Origin of the sequence: Streptococcus sp. M334 (assembly GCF_000187745.1) — a bacterium.
Taxonomy (GTDB): Bacteria; Bacillota; Bacilli; order Lactobacillales; family Streptococcaceae; genus Streptococcus.
The window spans coordinates 71,213-86,532 of record NZ_GL732488.1 but is presented as its reverse complement, the minus strand read 5'-3'; the positions used below and the strand labels follow the sequence as shown (position 1 = coordinate 86,532).

At 42.4% G+C, this 15,320-nt stretch carries 16 protein-coding genes; 14 read left to right on the top strand and 2 right to left on the bottom strand.

Translation table 11 applies throughout. From position 1 onward, the window contains the following. The first annotated feature begins 848 nt into the window (after positions 1-848). The 5 genes from HMPREF0851_RS10445 to HMPREF0851_RS10425 all read left to right on the top strand — a co-directional run bounded on the left by HMPREF0851_RS10445 (position 849) and on the right by HMPREF0851_RS10425 (position 5,202). Positions 849-1,460: a CadD family cadmium resistance transporter gene (locus HMPREF0851_RS10445; RefSeq protein ID WP_000250865.1), complete on the top strand. Its 612-nt coding sequence runs from the start codon at positions 849-851 to the stop codon at positions 1,458-1,460. Positions 1,461-1,695: 235 nt separating this feature from the next. Further along, complete coding sequence (locus HMPREF0851_RS10440) at positions 1,696-2,742, top strand: FecCD family ABC transporter permease (RefSeq protein WP_000949333.1); 1,047 nt, start codon at positions 1,696-1,698, stop codon at positions 2,740-2,742. A gap of 1 nt (position 2,743) precedes the next feature. After that, positions 2,744-3,499 (top strand): ABC transporter ATP-binding protein, encoded by a 756-nt coding sequence (locus tag HMPREF0851_RS10435; RefSeq protein ID WP_000364128.1) that lies wholly within the window; start codon positions 2,744-2,746, stop codon positions 3,497-3,499. Positions 3,500-3,518: 19 nt separating this feature from the next. Next, positions 3,519-4,529 (top strand): ABC transporter substrate-binding protein, encoded by a 1,011-nt coding sequence (locus tag HMPREF0851_RS10430; protein WP_000753244.1) that lies wholly within the window; start codon positions 3,519-3,521, stop codon positions 4,527-4,529. Then, the gene (locus HMPREF0851_RS10425; protein WP_000175775.1) at positions 4,510-5,202 is read left to right on the top strand and encodes an alpha/beta hydrolase-fold protein; all 693 of its coding nucleotides are present in this window, start codon (positions 4,510-4,512) and stop codon (positions 5,200-5,202) included. Before HMPREF0851_RS10430 ends, HMPREF0851_RS10425 begins: the two co-directional genes overlap by 20 nt. A 43-nt stretch (positions 5,203-5,245) precedes the next feature. Here HMPREF0851_RS10425 and HMPREF0851_RS10420 read toward each other — a convergent pair whose 3' ends face one another. Further along, a complete protein-coding gene (locus HMPREF0851_RS10420) occupies positions 5,246-5,995 on the bottom strand; it encodes a lysophospholipid acyltransferase family protein (protein ID WP_000500202.1) in 750 nt (249 codons plus the stop codon). A gap of 133 nt (positions 5,996-6,128) precedes the next feature. Between HMPREF0851_RS10420 and HMPREF0851_RS10415 the strand changes: the two genes are divergently transcribed. From HMPREF0851_RS10415 to HMPREF0851_RS10385, 6 genes are all read left to right on the top strand, one after another. Next, positions 6,129-8,465 (top strand): cation-translocating P-type ATPase, encoded by a 2,337-nt coding sequence (locus HMPREF0851_RS10415; RefSeq protein ID WP_009014303.1) that lies wholly within the window; start codon positions 6,129-6,131, stop codon positions 8,463-8,465. Positions 8,466-8,566: 101 nt separating this feature from the next. Then, positions 8,567-9,244, top strand: a complete 678-nt coding sequence (locus tag HMPREF0851_RS10410) for a tRNA (adenine(22)-N(1))-methyltransferase (protein WP_000624084.1) — start codon at positions 8,567-8,569, stop codon at positions 9,242-9,244. Next, entirely contained in the window at positions 9,231-10,028 is a 798-nt protein-coding gene (locus tag HMPREF0851_RS10405) for a Nif3-like dinuclear metal center hexameric protein (RefSeq protein WP_000881152.1), read from the top strand. The genes HMPREF0851_RS10410 and HMPREF0851_RS10405 overlap by 14 nt, the downstream gene beginning before the upstream one ends. A gap of 16 nt (positions 10,029-10,044) precedes the next feature. After that, positions 10,045-11,148, top strand: a complete 1,104-nt coding sequence (locus HMPREF0851_RS10400; protein WP_000754646.1) for an NAD(P)/FAD-dependent oxidoreductase — start codon at positions 10,045-10,047, stop codon at positions 11,146-11,148. 253 nt (positions 11,149-11,401) lie between these two features. Beyond that, entirely contained in the window at positions 11,402-12,421 is a 1,020-nt protein-coding gene (gene galE / locus HMPREF0851_RS10390; protein WP_001156553.1) for a UDP-glucose 4-epimerase GalE, read from the top strand. Between the two features lies 1 nt (position 12,422). After that, positions 12,423-13,388 (top strand): glycosyltransferase family 2 protein, encoded by a 966-nt coding sequence (locus HMPREF0851_RS10385; protein WP_009014300.1) that lies wholly within the window; start codon positions 12,423-12,425, stop codon positions 13,386-13,388. A 57-nt stretch (positions 13,389-13,445) separates the two neighbouring features. Here the strand turns inward: HMPREF0851_RS10385 and HMPREF0851_RS15785 are convergent, their stop codons facing one another. Continuing rightward, complete coding sequence (locus tag HMPREF0851_RS15785) at positions 13,446-13,643, bottom strand: ferredoxin (RefSeq protein ID WP_198004170.1); 198 nt, start codon at positions 13,641-13,643, stop codon at positions 13,446-13,448. A 45-nt stretch (positions 13,644-13,688) separates the two neighbouring features. Here HMPREF0851_RS15785 and HMPREF0851_RS10380 point away from each other — a divergent pair, with 45 nt between their 5' ends. The 3 genes from HMPREF0851_RS10380 to HMPREF0851_RS10370 all read left to right on the top strand — a co-directional run bounded on the left by HMPREF0851_RS10380 (position 13,689) and on the right by HMPREF0851_RS10370 (position 15,319). Next, positions 13,689-14,171 carry an SAG1386/EF1546 family surface-associated protein gene (locus HMPREF0851_RS10380; protein WP_001040917.1) on the top strand — a complete coding sequence of 161 codons (483 nt, stop codon included), beginning with the start codon at positions 13,689-13,691 and terminating at the stop codon, positions 14,169-14,171. 8 nt (positions 14,172-14,179) lie between these two features. Beyond that, positions 14,180-14,851, top strand: coding sequence for a (d)CMP kinase (cmk, locus tag HMPREF0851_RS10375; protein ID WP_000849402.1), 672 nt, complete (start codon positions 14,180-14,182; stop codon positions 14,849-14,851). Between the two features lie 129 nt (positions 14,852-14,980). Continuing rightward, positions 14,981-15,319: a zinc ribbon domain-containing protein YjdM gene (locus tag HMPREF0851_RS10370; RefSeq protein ID WP_001061604.1), complete on the top strand. Its 339-nt coding sequence runs from the start codon at positions 14,981-14,983 to the stop codon at positions 15,317-15,319. Position 15,320: the final 1 nt, after the last annotated feature.

The following is a 15,320-nucleotide window of genomic DNA, read 5'->3' as shown; positions in this document are numbered from 1 at the left end:
GCAAGACTGGAGCTCTCTGATTTTCAGAGAGCTTTTTACGTTGTCACCTTACCTTGGTATGCTCAAGTATTATCTTTGGTTACGGTTCCTAGCACTGTAAGGGAAAATAAACCAGATCTTCTCCCTTCGGGGAGATTTTTTTTTGTTTCACTGAAAGTTTCGTACAACCTTCGCCTCGTCTATAAACGGTTTATCCAGCAAGACTGGAGCTCTCTGATTTTCAGAGGGCTTTTTATGTTGTCACCTTACCTCGATATACTCAAGTATAATCTTCGGTTACGGTTCCTAGCACTGTAAGGTAAAATAAACCAGCTTTTCTCCCTTCGGGGAGATTTTTTTGTTTCACTGAAAGTTTCGTACATTCTTCTCCTCGCCGTCTAGTCTATAAACGTTTTATCCAGAAAGAATCATGATGCTAAGGGCGTAAGAAATCCGTATGAAAATAGGGAAATGACACAGTGTTCGATGAACACAAGGAGTTTCATCTTTTTCACTAGGATTTTAGCCCGGGCTCAAATCAGCTCTCTAATTTTAGAGGGCTTTTTTATTGAGGTTTTATCGGTCACAATTTTGGAGACTACAAAAACCTCAAATGGTATCAGCTAATTACACCATAAAGGTGCGCAGCTACTCGGAGAGCCCACACTTTACGAAGTAAAGTATAGTATGTTATACTTTACATGGAAGTAGTCACCGAATTCCAGTTAGAAATTACTTTGTAACTACGTTTTGAGGAGGAGTAAAATGCTTTCCTATGTTCGACATTATCCACTAGCGATAGCTAAATTAATGTGTCTGTGCTCTCCTAAAATCTGCTGATTTATTACTGACTAATACAGGAGGTTTTTATGGTACAGACAATCATATCTGCTATTGGTGTTTATATTTCTACCAGTATCGATTATTTAATTATTTTAATTATTTTATTTGCACAGCTATCACAGAATAAACAAAAATGGCATATTTATGCGGGGCAATATCTAGGCACAGGCTTACTTGTAGGGGCGAGTTTAGTTGCTGCTTATGTCGTTAATTTCGTGCCTGAAGAATGGATGGTTGGATTGCTTGGTTTAATCCCTATCTATTTAGGGATCCGCTTTGCAATTGTTGGAGAAGGTGAGGAAGAAGAGGAAGAAATTATTGAAAGATTAGAACAAAGCAAGGCAAATCAACTGTTTTGGACAGTTACATTGCTGACAATTGCGTCTGGCGGAGATAATTTAGGTATCTATATACCTTATTTCGCTTCGTTAGATTGGTCACAGACCCTCGTGGCCTTGCTTGTGTTTGTAATCGGCATAATTATCTTATGCGAGATTAGTCGGGTGTTATCCTCTATTCCGTTAATATTCGAGACAATTGAAAAATACGAGCGAATCATTGTGCCCTTAGTATTCATTCTACTTGGACTATATATCATGTATGAAAATGGCACGATAGAGACTTTTCTGACCGTGTAGATTTTTTTGTTTCACTAGGATTTTAGCCCGAGCTCAAATCAGCTCTCTGATTTTCAGAGGGCTTTTTACGTTGTCACCTTACCTCGATATACTCAAGTATTATCTTTACTTACGGTTCCTAGCACTATAAAACCAACTATATTCATTTGTTCTCATCTTGTTCCATTGTTGAAAATATGGTATACTTTTCATGAGAATTTTCTAAATTTTTAAGATTCTATCAAAGGAGGTTTGCATGCTTTCCAAATTTTATGGAAGCCGACAAGACCAGCAATTTTTGTTACTTTTAGTTATTTTGCTAGGTATTTTAGGGATTTCTCTCTTTCTAGCAGTTTCAATGGGATCTGTTGCGATTGATCTAGGAGATACCTATCGGATTATTTTGAGCAGGTTGGGATTTCCTCTTGAGATAGGAGAGGTTTCCAAGTCTACTCTTGCCATTGTATGGAATATGAGGTTCCCCCGAGTATTGCTGGGTCTGATAGTAGGAGCAGGCCTTTCTATGTGTGGTAGCGTGATGCAGTCTACAGTGAACAATCCCATAGCAGAGCCTTATGTCTTAGGAATATCTGCGGGTGCAACTCTAGGGGCAACCTTGAGCATCATTCTTGGTTTAAAAGTGATGATTAGCCTTGGAGCTTTTCTTGGAGCTATTTTGGCAACAATTGCTGTCCTCATCATTGCCTCTATGCAGGGAAAGATGACGACTTCCAGTCTGATCTTATCAGGAACGGTGGTCAACGCTCTCTTTCTGGCTTTTTCCAACTTTATTATCTCAGTTGGCGCTAATGCGGACAGTGTGATGACCATTAAGTTTTGGACTATGGGCTCGCTTGCCGGGACTACCTGGTCTGATTTGGTCCTGCCAACTATAGTAGTAGGAATAGCCTTTCTATTTTTCTCTACCCAGTATCGTGTTTTCAATGCGATGATGATGGGAGATGAGGCTGCTTTAACTTTGGGAATTCCCTTATGCTTCTATTGGTATCTTTACGTGACCGTGGTAGCTGTGCTGACAGCTGTTTTAGTGGCAACCTGTGGGATTATTGGATTTGTTGGTCTGATTACTCCACATTTAGCTCGAGGGTTAGTAGGAACGAATCACAAGAGGCTTTTTCCTGTTGCAACCTTGCTAGGCGCCCTCTTTGTCATTTGGGCAGACGTACTCTCTCGTATCATCATTCCAAACGCAGAGCTTCCTATTGGTATTTTCACAGCCTTGGTAGGTGCTCCCTTCTTTATCTACATTGTTGGGGGTAGGCGAAGGGAGGTGAGGGTCTGATATGGACTTGATTTGTCAGGATGTCCACTTTGGACTAGGAGAGAAAAAAATCCTCAAAGGAGTCTCTCTTAAGGTTGAAGGGAATCAATTTCACACGATACTAGGACCAAATGGAAGTGGAAAAACCAGTCTACTTAAACTCCTTTATCGTCAGGAAAAGGTGGACAAAGGCTTGATAAGCCTAGATGGAAAGCCTCTGGAACAATGGACGCTCAAAGAAACAGCCAAGCAAATGGCAGTTGTGACCCAGTTTAACCAGCTGCAGTTTGATTGTACAGTTGAGGAAATTGTCTTGCTGGGAAGAACTCCCCACCTCTCTTTTCTACAAAAGGAAAGGGAAAGGGATTATGCGCTCGTTCAAGATGCTCTCGTTAAGGTGGATATGCTCGAGAAGAAAACTCGTCTCTATTCGTCCCTGTCAGGGGGAGAGAAACAGCGAGTCTTGTTAGCACGTGCCTTGGCGCAAGAACCGACTCTCTTGCTCCTTGACGAACCAACCAATCACTTGGATATCAAGTATCAGCTAGACTTGTTAGCCATTGTGAAAAATCTCAATATCAATATTCTAGCTGTCCTGCATGATATTCAACTTGCTTGTCGCTATTCGGATTATCTCTATCTGATGAAAGAAGGGGAAATCCTTTACCAAGGGACTCCAAAGGAGATCATCACCCCTGAGTCATTGCAAACTGTATATGGAGTTCAAAGTCAGGTGACTTGGACCGAGGATCAGCAAGCTATGATTCACTATTTATAAGAATGAAAAGGAAAACAAGATGAAAAAAACACTAAGCATTTTACTCGTAACAGTAGCTACCTTAACTTTGGCAGCTTGTGGCAACACTACCACTGAAAAAGCTACGACACAATCAAGCGCAGAAACAAGTCAAAAGGCCAGCACAGAGACGACTTATCCGTTAACGGTCAAGACCTATGATGCTAAAGGAAATGAAGTAGAACAAGTTTTTGACAAGGCACCTGAAAAAGTTATCACCAACAATCTTTCAACCACTGAAATCTTATTGGAGTTGGGGTTGAAGGATAAAATTGTTGGCATGCTCAATCCAGACAATGCTGTGACGGACAAATACAAGGACGCGATTGCGACGATTCCTCAAATTGGGGATAAAAAAACAGTTTCACAAGAGACAGTCCTTTCTTATGAGCCAGACGCTGTGATGGGTCGAAATATGATGTTTTCTGAAAAATCCTTGGGGGCAGTTAGCACTTGGAATGAGAATAAAATCCCAGTTTATACACAAAAAGCTTCTCTCTCAACAATTCAGCAAGATTTGGGGAATATCGTAGAAGATGTCAAAAATCTTGGAATGATTTTTAATGTTCAGGACAAGGCTAATGAATACGCAGCCCAATTACAAACTAAAATTGACGCTGTTAAGAAAGCAAATCCAGCAAGCCAAGGTGAAAAGAAAAAGGCTTTGATTATGGTTGCTTATAATGATGAAACTTTCGGTGCTTACAAGTCTGCTTTGCAAGAAAGTTTGCTGAACCAACTTGGTTATACAAACGTTGCTACGGGGACATCAGGCTTGACCTTGGAAAATCTCGTGTCAATGGATCCTGAATTGATTATCTATGTAACCAGCGATCGCAATAAAAAATTGGATGCCAACGCAGTAGAGTTGATGAAGGCAAATGCTGTTTTGGAAGGTGTTCCTGCTATTAAGAATCAAAAAATAATGACTATCTCTTACGATGAGTTGATGGATTATGGTCCAGCAGTGATTGATTCCCTTGAAAAAATCAATGACTTTATCAATAAATAATGAGTTTGATTGGGAAGGAATCCAAGTCAAGGTCAGCCTGCCTTCGACCTATGATCCCAATCAAACCTATCCAGCGATTCTCTTGAATGATGGAAACTTGGACTTCTTATCGTCACTTTCTGAATCTGTGATTTTAGTGGGACTGACCTCTAAAAATCGCTTAGCCGACTACACTCCCTGGACGACATCGGCTCTGAGAGAGGGAGCTCCAGATTTTGGAGGTCAGGCCAACGTCTATCATGATCATTTATTTGGAGGCCTTTTAGACAAGTTGCAGTCGCTTTATCGACTGGATGAAGCACGCCTTGCTTATGGAGGCTACTCACTAGGTGGTTTGGCGGCAGTCTATAGTCTTTTCAGCTTTGACAAGGTTTCCTGTGTCTTTTCGATCTGTGGTTCCTTTTGGTATCCTGATTTTGTGACTTACTGCAAGGAAGAAAATGTGAAAAATTTGGACTGTTTGCTGTATTTACAGAATGGTCAAACAGAAGGAGCTCATCATAGCAATCGCTTGGCTCAAGCACCAGCCTATGCTGAGCAGATCCATACCAGTCTTCAGAAATGCTATCCGAACGGCCAGTTTGTCTTTGATCCTTATGGACACCATGAACAAGTAGCTGAACGATTCCTAGCTTTTTCCAGCTGGTTGGCCCAAAAATGGAAAATCGAATAAAAGATTTATCCCTTGGATTTTGCCAAGGGATTGTTGTATTTATTTAACCAAGTTTTTCTCTCTTCTTATCTGGATTCCATACGAAGCTTGCGATAAAGCTAAAGATGATGGTTAGGATAGCGAGGATAATGGCAAGGATGAGGGCAGGGATACGGATAAGCCACCAGAGTGGGTTTGGTTTTTTATCATTGTGCCATTGTTTGGTTTCTTGGTCCAGACGTTGAAATTCTGCTTGGATACGATTGGCAACTGTTTCAATGCCTTCATCATTCATTTTCTTGATATCTGAAATATCGATTGGATTTCCAAAGTTCATATCGACACGTTCACGGCTAACTAAGCCCTTCAAAGTCATGGGACCTGTGTAGGTAACTGGCATGATACGGACCTTGGCCATTTTGGCAATCAGAGCTACGCCACCCTTGACATCATTTGAGTGACGGCTTCCACTTGGAAACATGATGAGAGAGCGGTCACTTTTTTTGAGGACATTGATAGGATATTTGATGGCTGAAGCGCTTGGATTTTCACGGTCAATGGGAAAGGCACCACACATACGAATCCACCAGCCAAAGATACGGTTAGTAAAGAGTTCTTTTTTGGCCATAAAGATGAACTGTTTTGGCTTGGTCGCAAAAGCCATGTAAACAGGATCCCACCAGGTGCGGTGAGGGGCAACCAGAATATAATTTTCATCTTGATTAGGAATTTTATCAGTATTATGATAGTGGGCATTGCCATTGATGGACCATAGGAGCAAGACAACCAATCCACGTAAATAAGTATAAAACATGCGATCTCCTTCGATTGTTTTCTTGTTAATATTATACCTTATCAAAGGAGGGCTGGCAAACTTTTTCCCTTGACTAGGTGCATATTTGGGATGAGATTAGAATTCTTTTAGAAAAAATGATATGATAGAATTTATGGATAAAAATAAGATTATGGGGTTAACCCAAAGAGAAGTCAAGGAAAGACAGGCTAAGGGCTTGGTCAATGATTTTACCGCTTCGGCCAGTACTAGCACTTGGCAAATCGTTAAACGAAATGTCTTTACCCTTTTTAACGCTTTGAACTTTGCCATTGCTTTGGCACTAGCCTTTGTGCAGGCTTGGAGCAATCTGGTCTTCTTTGCCGTTATTTGCTTTAACGCTTTTTCAGGAATTGTGACCGAGCTACGGGCCAAACACATGGTGGACAAGCTCAATCTCATGACCAAGGAAAAGGTCAAAACTATTCGTGATGGCCAGGAAGTAGCTCTGAATCCTGAAGAATTGGTGCTAGGAGATGTCATTCGTTTGTTTGCTGGGGAGCAGATTCCTAGTGATGCCTTGGTTTTGGAAGGCTTTGCGGAAGTCAATGAAGCCATGTTGACCGGTGAGAGTGATTTGGTGCAAAAGGAAGTTGACGCCTTGCTTTTGTCTGGAAGTTTCCTAGCCAGTGGGTCAGTTTTGGCTCAAGTCCACCATGTCGGGGCAGACAACTATGCTGCTAAACTCATGCTGGAAGCCAAGACAGTGAAACCGATCAACTCCCGAATTATGAAATCGCTGGACAGGTTAGCTGGTTTTACTGGGAAGATTATCATTCCCTTTGGCCTAGCTCTCTTGCTAGAAGCCTTGATGTTGAAAGGCCTGCCTCTTAAGTCGTCCGTTGTAAATTCGTCGACAGCTCTTTTGGGAATGTTGCCTAAGGGGATTGCCCTTTTGACCATTACTTCGCTCTTGACTGCGGTGATTAAGCTGGGCTTGAAAAAGGTCTTGGTGCAGGAGATGTACTCTGTTGAGACCTTGGCGCGCGTAGATATGCTCTGTCTGGACAAAACGGGCACCATCACCCAAGGAAAGATGCAGGTGGAGGCTGTTCTTCCGCTGACGGAAACTTATGTTGAAGAAACTATTGCCAGCATTTTGACTAGCTATATGGCCCATAGTGAGGATAAAAATCCAACAGCCCAAGCGATTCGTCAGCGTTTCCAAGGTCAGGTAGCCTACCCTATGCTTTCGAATCTTCCTTTCTCAAGCGACCGCAAGTGGGGTGCTATGGAATTGGAAGGTCTGGGAACAGTTTTCTTAGGTGCGCCTGAGATGTTGCTGGACTCTGAAGTCCCAGAAGCCAGAGAGGCTTTGGAGAGAGGGTCACGTGTCTTGGTCTTAGCTCTTAGTCAGGAGAAACTGGACCACCACAAACCACAGAAACCATCTGATATTCAGGCACTAGCCTTGATGGAAATCTTGGACCCCATTCGAGAGGGAGCAGCAGAGACGCTGGACTATCTCCGTTCTCAGGAAGTGGGGCTCAAGATTATCTCTGGTGACAATCCAGTTACGGTATCCAGCATCGCCCAGAAGGCTGGCTTTGTAGACTATCGCAGCTATGTAGACTGTTCGAAAATAACGGATGAAGAATTGGTTGCTATGGCTGAGGAAACCGCTATTTTTGGACGTGTTTCCCCTCATCAAAAGAAACTCATCATCCAAACGCTGAAAAAAGCAGGTCATACAACGGCTATGACAGGGGACGGGGTCAATGATATCCTGGCTCTTCGTGAGGCAGATTGTTCTATCGTGATGGCTGAGGGAGACCCTGCGACTCGTCAGATTGCAAATCTGGTTCTCTTGAACTCAGACTTTAATGATGTTCCTGAGATTCTCTTTGAGGGTCGTCGTGTGGTCAATAATATCGCCCATATCGCACCGATTTTCTTGATTAAGACCATCTATTCCTTCTTGCTCGCAGTCATCTGTATTGCCAGTGCTCTTCTAGGACGGTCAGAATGGATCTTGATTTTCCCCTTCATTCCGATTCAGATTACCATGATTGACCAATTCGTGGAAGGTTTCCCTCCATTCGTTCTGACTTTTGAGCGAAATATCAAGCCTGTCGAGCCAAACTTCCTCAGAAGGTCCATGATTCGTGCCCTACCAAGTGCCCTCATGGTTGTGTTCAGCGTTCTTTTTGTGAAACTATTTGGAAGTAGTCAAGGCTGGTCTGAGTTAGAAATCTCAACTCTACTCTATTATCTACTTGGGTCTATCGGTTTCTTATCCGTATTTAGAGCCTGCAAGCCATTTACCCTATGGCGTGTCCTCTTGATTGTTTGGTCAGTAGGAGGTTTCTTAGCCACAGCTTTCTTCCCAAGAATTCAAAAACTGCTTGAAATTGAGACCTTGACAGGACAAACGTTACCTGTTTATGGAGTCATGATGTTGGTCTTTATAGTGATTTTCATCCTGACCAGTCGCTATCAAGCCAGAAAATAAAGAAAGACTGCAATCTGTGGATTGCGGTTTTTTTAGGTGCAAGATTGCTAGCTGAAATGTGGTATAATAAGAGGTAACAGAGTTTTGGAAAGAGAGAGAAGATGATTTCAAAGAGATTAGAATTGGTGGCTTCCTTTGTGTCACAGGGAGCCATTTTACTAGATGTGGGGAGTGACCATGCTTATCTGCCTATCGACTTGGTCGAAAGAGGCCAAATCAAAAGTGCCATTGCAGGTGAGGTTGTGGAAGGTCCCTACCAATCTGCGGTTAAAAATGTTGAGGCTCACGGCCTAAAGGAGAAAATCCAGGTTCGTTTAGCCAATGGCTTGGCAGCCTTTGAAGAGGCAGATCAGGTATCGGTCATTACTATTGCTGGCATGGGCGGCCGTTTGATTGCTAGGATTTTAGAAGAAGGCTTGGAGAAGCTTGGCAATGTGCAACGTTTAATCCTCCAACCCAATAATCGTGAAGATGACTTGCGCATCTGGTTACAAGACCATGGATTTGAGATTGTGGCAGAAAGTATTCTAGAAGAGTCTGGGAAATTCTATGAGATTTTGGTGGTGGAAGCAGGACAAATGAAGTTATCAGCCAGTGATGTTCGCTTTGGTCCTTTTTTGTCCAAAGAAGTCAGCCCAGTCTTTGTCCAAAAATGGCAAAAAGAAGCTGAGAAGCTAGAGTTCGCCCTCGGACAAATTCCAGAAAAAAATCTGGAGGAACGTCAAGTTCTAGTAGATAAAATTCAAGCCATCAAGGAGGTGCTCCATGTTAGCAAGTGAAGTGATTAATGCGTATGAGGCCTTTTGCCCTCAGGAATTTTCCATGGAGGGAGACAGTCGTGGTCTGCAAATTGGCACTTTGGACAAGGATATCCAAAGTGTCATGGTGGCTCTCGATATTCGTGAAGAAACGGTGGCTGAAGCTATTGAAAAAGGTGTGGATTTGATTATTGTCAAGCACGCGCCGATTTTCCGTCCCATCAAGGATTTGGTAGCTAGCCGTCCACAAAATCAGATTTACATCGACCTGATCAAGCATGACATCGCAGTGTATGTCAGCCATACCAATATTGACATCGTTGAAAATGGCCTCAATGATTGGCTCTGTCAGATGCTAGGTATCGAGGAAACGACTTATCTGCAGGAAACAGGCCCTAAACGTGGGATTGGTCGTATTGGGAATGTTCAGCCTCAGACATTTGGGGATTTTGCCCAGCATGTCAAGCAAGTCTTTGGCCTAGATAGTCTTCGATTGGTGCATTATCAAGAGAATGATTTGCAGAAGTCTATTTCAAGAGTGGCCATCTGTGGTGGAAGCGGGCAGTCTTTCTATAAGGATGCTTTAGCTAAAGGAGCGGATGTCTATATCACTGGTGACATCTACTACCATACTGCCCAGGATATGCTGTCTGATGGCTTGCTAGCCTTGGACCCAGGTCACTATATCGAAGTGCTTTTTGTGGAAAAAATCGCAGAGCTTCTTAATCAATGGAAAGAGGAAAAATACTGGACAATCGATATTGTACCTAGTCAAGCATTGACCAATCCTTTCCACCATATCTAGTTAGAAGGTGAAGACAATGAAAAAAGTTGCTATTATCGGAGCAGGGATTGTAGGTGCAACAGCTGCCTACTACCTCTCGCAAGAAAGTGACCTAGAGGTGACCGTCTTTGACCATGGACAAGGTCAGGCTACCAAGGCCGCAGCAGGAATTATCAGTCCTTGGTTTTCCAAACGTCGAAATAAATCCTGGTACAAAATGGCGCGCTTGGGGGCTGACTTTTATGTGGATTTGTTGGCTGATTTAGAAAAGTCAGGACAAGAAATCGACTTTTACCAGCGTTCGGGAGTTTTTCTCTTGAAAAAGGATGAGTCCAAGTTGGAAGAACTCTATCAACTGGCCCTCCAGCGCAGAGAAGAATCTCCCTTGATAGGGAAATTAGCCATCCTGGATCAAGCATCAGCTAATGAATTATTCCCTGGCTTGCAGGGATTTGACCACCTGCTCTATGCTTCTGGTGGAGCGAGAGTAGATGGCCAACTCTTAGTGACTCGTTTGCTAGAAGCCAGTCAGGTCAAGCTGGTCAAAGAAAAAGTGAGTTTGAAGCCTCTATCATCAGGTTACCAGATTGGTGAAAAGGTGTTTGATCAGGTTATTTTAGCGACGGGAGCTTGGTTGGGGGATTTGTTAGAACCTTTAGGTTATGAAGTAGATGTTCGTCCCCAAAAGGGGCAGCTCCGAGATTATCAACTTGCCCAAGACATGGAAGCTTATCCTGTTGTTATGCCAGAAGGGGAGTGGGATTTGATTCCTTTCGCAGGTGGGAAATTGTCCTTAGGAGCTACCCATGAAAATGATATGGGATTTGATTTGACGGTAGATGAAGGCTTGCTCCAGCAAATGGAGGAGGAGGCCTTGCCTCACTATCCAGCTTTGGCTAAAGCGACTTCCAGAGCTGAGCGTGTAGGAATCCGCGCCTACACCCGTGATTTCTCTCCTTTCTTTGGGCAGGTTCCAGAATTGTCAGGTGTCTATGCGGCTAGTGGACTAGGTTCATCAGGCCTCACAACAGGTCCTATCATTGGCTACCATCTAGCTCAACTGGTTCAAGGCAAGGAGTTGACCTTGGACCCTGAAAACTACCCAATTGAAAACTATGTCAAACGAGTAAAAAGCGAATAATACTCAATGAAAATTAAAGAACAAACTAGGAAACTAGCTGCAGGCTGCTCAAAACACTGTTTTGAGGTTGTGGATAGAACTGACGAAGTCAGTAACATATATATGGCAAGGCGACGTTGACGTGGTTTGAAGAGATTTTCGAAGAGTATAAGCATTTTACTGAAATTTTATCCTACCCTCTAGGATGGCAAATGACATTCCCTATCAAAAATGGTAAAATAAGAAAAAATAATCCGAGAATCGAGGAAAGAAGATGCAAGAAAAGATTTTGGTAACGGGTGGAGCGGGTTTTATCGGAACCCACACAGTTATTGAGTTAATCCAAGCAGGTCATCAGGTTGTTGTGGTGGATAACCTTGTTAATAGTAACCGTAAAAGTTTAGAAGTTGTTGAAAGAATCACAGGAGTTGAAGTGCCTTTCTATGAGGCAGATATTCGTGATACAGATACCCTCAGAGACATTTTCAAACAGGAAGAACCGACTGGTGTTATTCACTTTGCTGGTTTGAAGGCTGTCGGTGAATCTACTCGTATTCCTCTTGCCTACTATGACAACAATATCGCTGGGACTGTTAGTCTTTTGAAAGCCATGGAAGAAAACAACTGTAAAAACATCATCTTCAGTTCTTCTGCGACAGTTTATGGAGATCCTCATACAGTGCCAATCTTGGAAGATTTCCCACTTTCAGTGACCAATCCATACGGCCGCACTAAGCTTATGCTTGAGGAAATTTTGACGGATATTTACAAGGCAGACTCAGAATGGAATGTGGTCTTACTTCGTTACTTTAACCCAATTGGAGCCCATGAGAGTGGTGATTTGGGAGAAAATCCAAACGGTATTCCAAACAATCTCTTGCCATATGTGACTCAAGTAGCCGTTGGGAAATTAGAGCAAGTGCAAGTGTTTGGAGACGATTACGATACGGAAGATGGAACTGGTGTTCGTGACTATATCCACGTTGTCGATTTGGCTAAAGGTCACGTTGCAGCTCTGAAAAAAATCCAAAAAGGATCAGGTCTAAACGTTTATAACCTTGGAACAGGTAAAGGTTATTCTGTTCTTGAAATTATCCAAAACATGGAAAAAGCAGTGGGACGCCCAATTCCTTACCGCATCGTAGAACGTCGCCCAGGTGATATTGCAGCCTGCTATTCAGAACCTGCAAAAGCCAAAGCAGAACTCGGCTGGGAAGCAGAACTCGGCATCACCCAAATGTGTGAAGACGCATGGCGTTGGCAAAGCAAGCATCCAAATGGATTTGAAGACTAAGATGGTGATGTCAATCATTGTTCCCTGTTTAAACGAAGAGGAAGTACTTCCTCTTTTTTATCAGGCTTTGGAAACTTTACTTCCAGATTTGGAAACAGAAATCGAGTATGTCTTTGTCGATGATGGCTCAAGCGATGGGACCTTGGAACTCTTAAAGGCCTATCGGGAGCAAAATCCGGCAGTTCATTATATTTCTTTCTCGCGAAATTTTGGCAAAGAAGCAGCCCTCTATGCAGGCTTACAATATGCGACAGGAGACCTAGTGGTGGTGATGGATGCAGACCTCCAGGATCCTCCTAGTATCTTGCTTGAGATGAAAAATTTACTAGACCAGAATGCAGATTTGGACTGTGTTGGAACACGGAGAACCAGTCGGGAGGGGGAACCATTCTTTCGCAGTTTCTGTGCTGATCTCTTTTATGGCCTCATGAAAAAAATTAGTCCAGTAGCCCTGCCGTCAGGTGTCCGTGATTTTCGCATGATGAGAAGATCCGTAGTGGATGCCATTTTAAGCTTGACTGAGTCCAATCGTTTTTCAAAGGGGCTCTTTGCCTGGGTCGGATTTAAAACCTACTATCTGGACTATCCAAATGTCGAAAGACAGGCCGGCAAGACCAGTTGGAGTTTTAGGCAACTCTTTTTCTACTCCATTGAAGGGATTGTTAATTTTTCAGATTTTCCCTTGATTATAGCCTTTGTGGCAGGTCTCCTATCTTGTTTTATTTCTCTGCTTATGACCTTTTTTGTTGTGGTTCGAACCCTTATTTTGGGCAATCCGACATCGGGTTGGACCTCTCTGATGGCTGTTATTCTCTTTCTTGGAGGCATTCAACTCTTGACCATTGGGATTCTCGGCAAGTATATCAGTAAGATTTATCTAGAGACTAAAAAAAGACCACTTTATCTCGTTAAAGAAAAAAGTGACCTTCCTGATTTTACAGAAAAAAATAAAGTGAAAAGACTATAATTTTACATGGAAATATGCTAAACTAGAAGGAGTGGAACGTTCGTATTGATATTAGAGTTAATCTTTAATCAAGGCACGTGTCGGACAGTTTCTAACAGCTTCTAGGACGTCTTGGCTAGGAGAAATTTCTTTTTCTAGTTGATCAGGGTCATCGTAAAAACGCACGATTCCATTATCGTGATAGTCAAATAATTCAGAATAAGTTTGGCAAAGCCCACAGGCAATGCAACGTTCAGGTATAAGTGTGATTTTCATATTTATATTGTAATAAGAAAAGTCAAAAAAAACAAGGAGTAAGGTATGGCAAAAGAACCGTGGCAAGAAGATATTTATGAAAATCAAGAAGAAACAAGAATACAACGTCGTAAGAGAGAACAAGGCGGAGGAGTCATTGCTAATCGTATCTTAACTATTTTAGCAAGTATTTTCTTTGTGATTGTAGTCGTGATGATTATTGTTCTTATCTATCTGTCATCGGGTGGGAGTAATCGTACGGCAGCCTTAAAAGATTTTCACGATTCTGATGCAAATGTAGTACAGATTTCATCTTCTAGTAGTTCAGAGCAGGCATCTTCTAGTTCAGAGGGTGAGGAAGAGTCATCTAGTAGTTCAGAACATTCAACAGATCCAGAAGGGACGACAAAAGTCTTGGCTGGAGAAGGAGAAGCAGCTATTGCAGCTCGTGCGGGGATTTCGATTGCACAGTTAGAAGCCTTAAATCCTGGGCACATGGCTACAGGATCTTGGTTTGCTAATCCAGGTGATGTTGTTAAAATCAAATAGGAGTTGATATGAAAACCATTCAAATTGCTATTGACGGTCCTGCTTCAAGTGGTAAGAGTACGGTCGCAAAAATTATTGCCAAGGATTTTGGATACACCTATCTAGATACAGGTGCCATGTATCGTGCAGCGACCTACATGGCTCTCAAGAACCAATTAGGAGTTGAACAAGTTGAAGAACTCTTAGACTTATTGGACCAGCTTCCAATCAGTTTTGGACGCTCAGAAATTGGAGAGCAGCTTGTCTTTGTAGGAGATGTAGATATTACTCATCCTATCCGTGAGAATGAAGTGACCAATCATGTCTCTGCTATTGCAGCAATTCCTCAAGTACGTGAGAAACTAGTTTCTCTCCAGCAGGAGATCGCCCAGCAAGGTGGGATTGTCATGGACGGTCGTGATATTGGAACTGTTGTATTGCCACAAGCAGAATTGAAAATTTTCCTAGTAGCTTCTGTCGATGAGAGAGCAGAGCGTCGTTACAAGGAAAATATTGCCAAGGGAATTGAAACAGACCTTGAAACCCTAAAAGAGGAAATTGCTGCGCGTGACTACAAGGATAGTCATCGTGAGACTTCGCCTCTCAAACAAGCAGAGGATGCTGTCTACCTTGATACAACTGGTTTGAATATTCAAGAAGTAGTTGAAAAAATTAAAGCAGAAGCTGAAAAAAGAATGTAAATGTAGAAAAGCCGATAGATGGATATCGGTTTTTTCTAGATTTGTCAAAATGCTGATTTTAGGGTATAATAGTTGCTGTTCGAGAAATTTTGATTTTCAAAGAATAGTGAATGATGATAAGGAGAAACCATGAACAACTTACCAAATTGCCAAAAATGTAACTCAGAGTATGTCTACGAAGACGGTGCCCTACTGGTTTGCCCAGAGTGTGCTCATGAGTGGAATCCTGCTGAAGTTGCAGATGTAGAAGAGGGCCTTGTTGCTATCGATGCCAACGGAAATAAATTGGCTGATGGTGATACAGTAACCCTCATCAAGGATTTGAAAGTAAAAGGTGCGCCAAAAGATTTGAAACAAGGGACGCGCGTGAAAAATATCCGTATCGTAGAAGGCGACCACAATATCGACTGTAAGATTGATGGTTTTGGTGCCATGAAACTCAAATCAGAGTTTGTGAAGAAAATTTAAA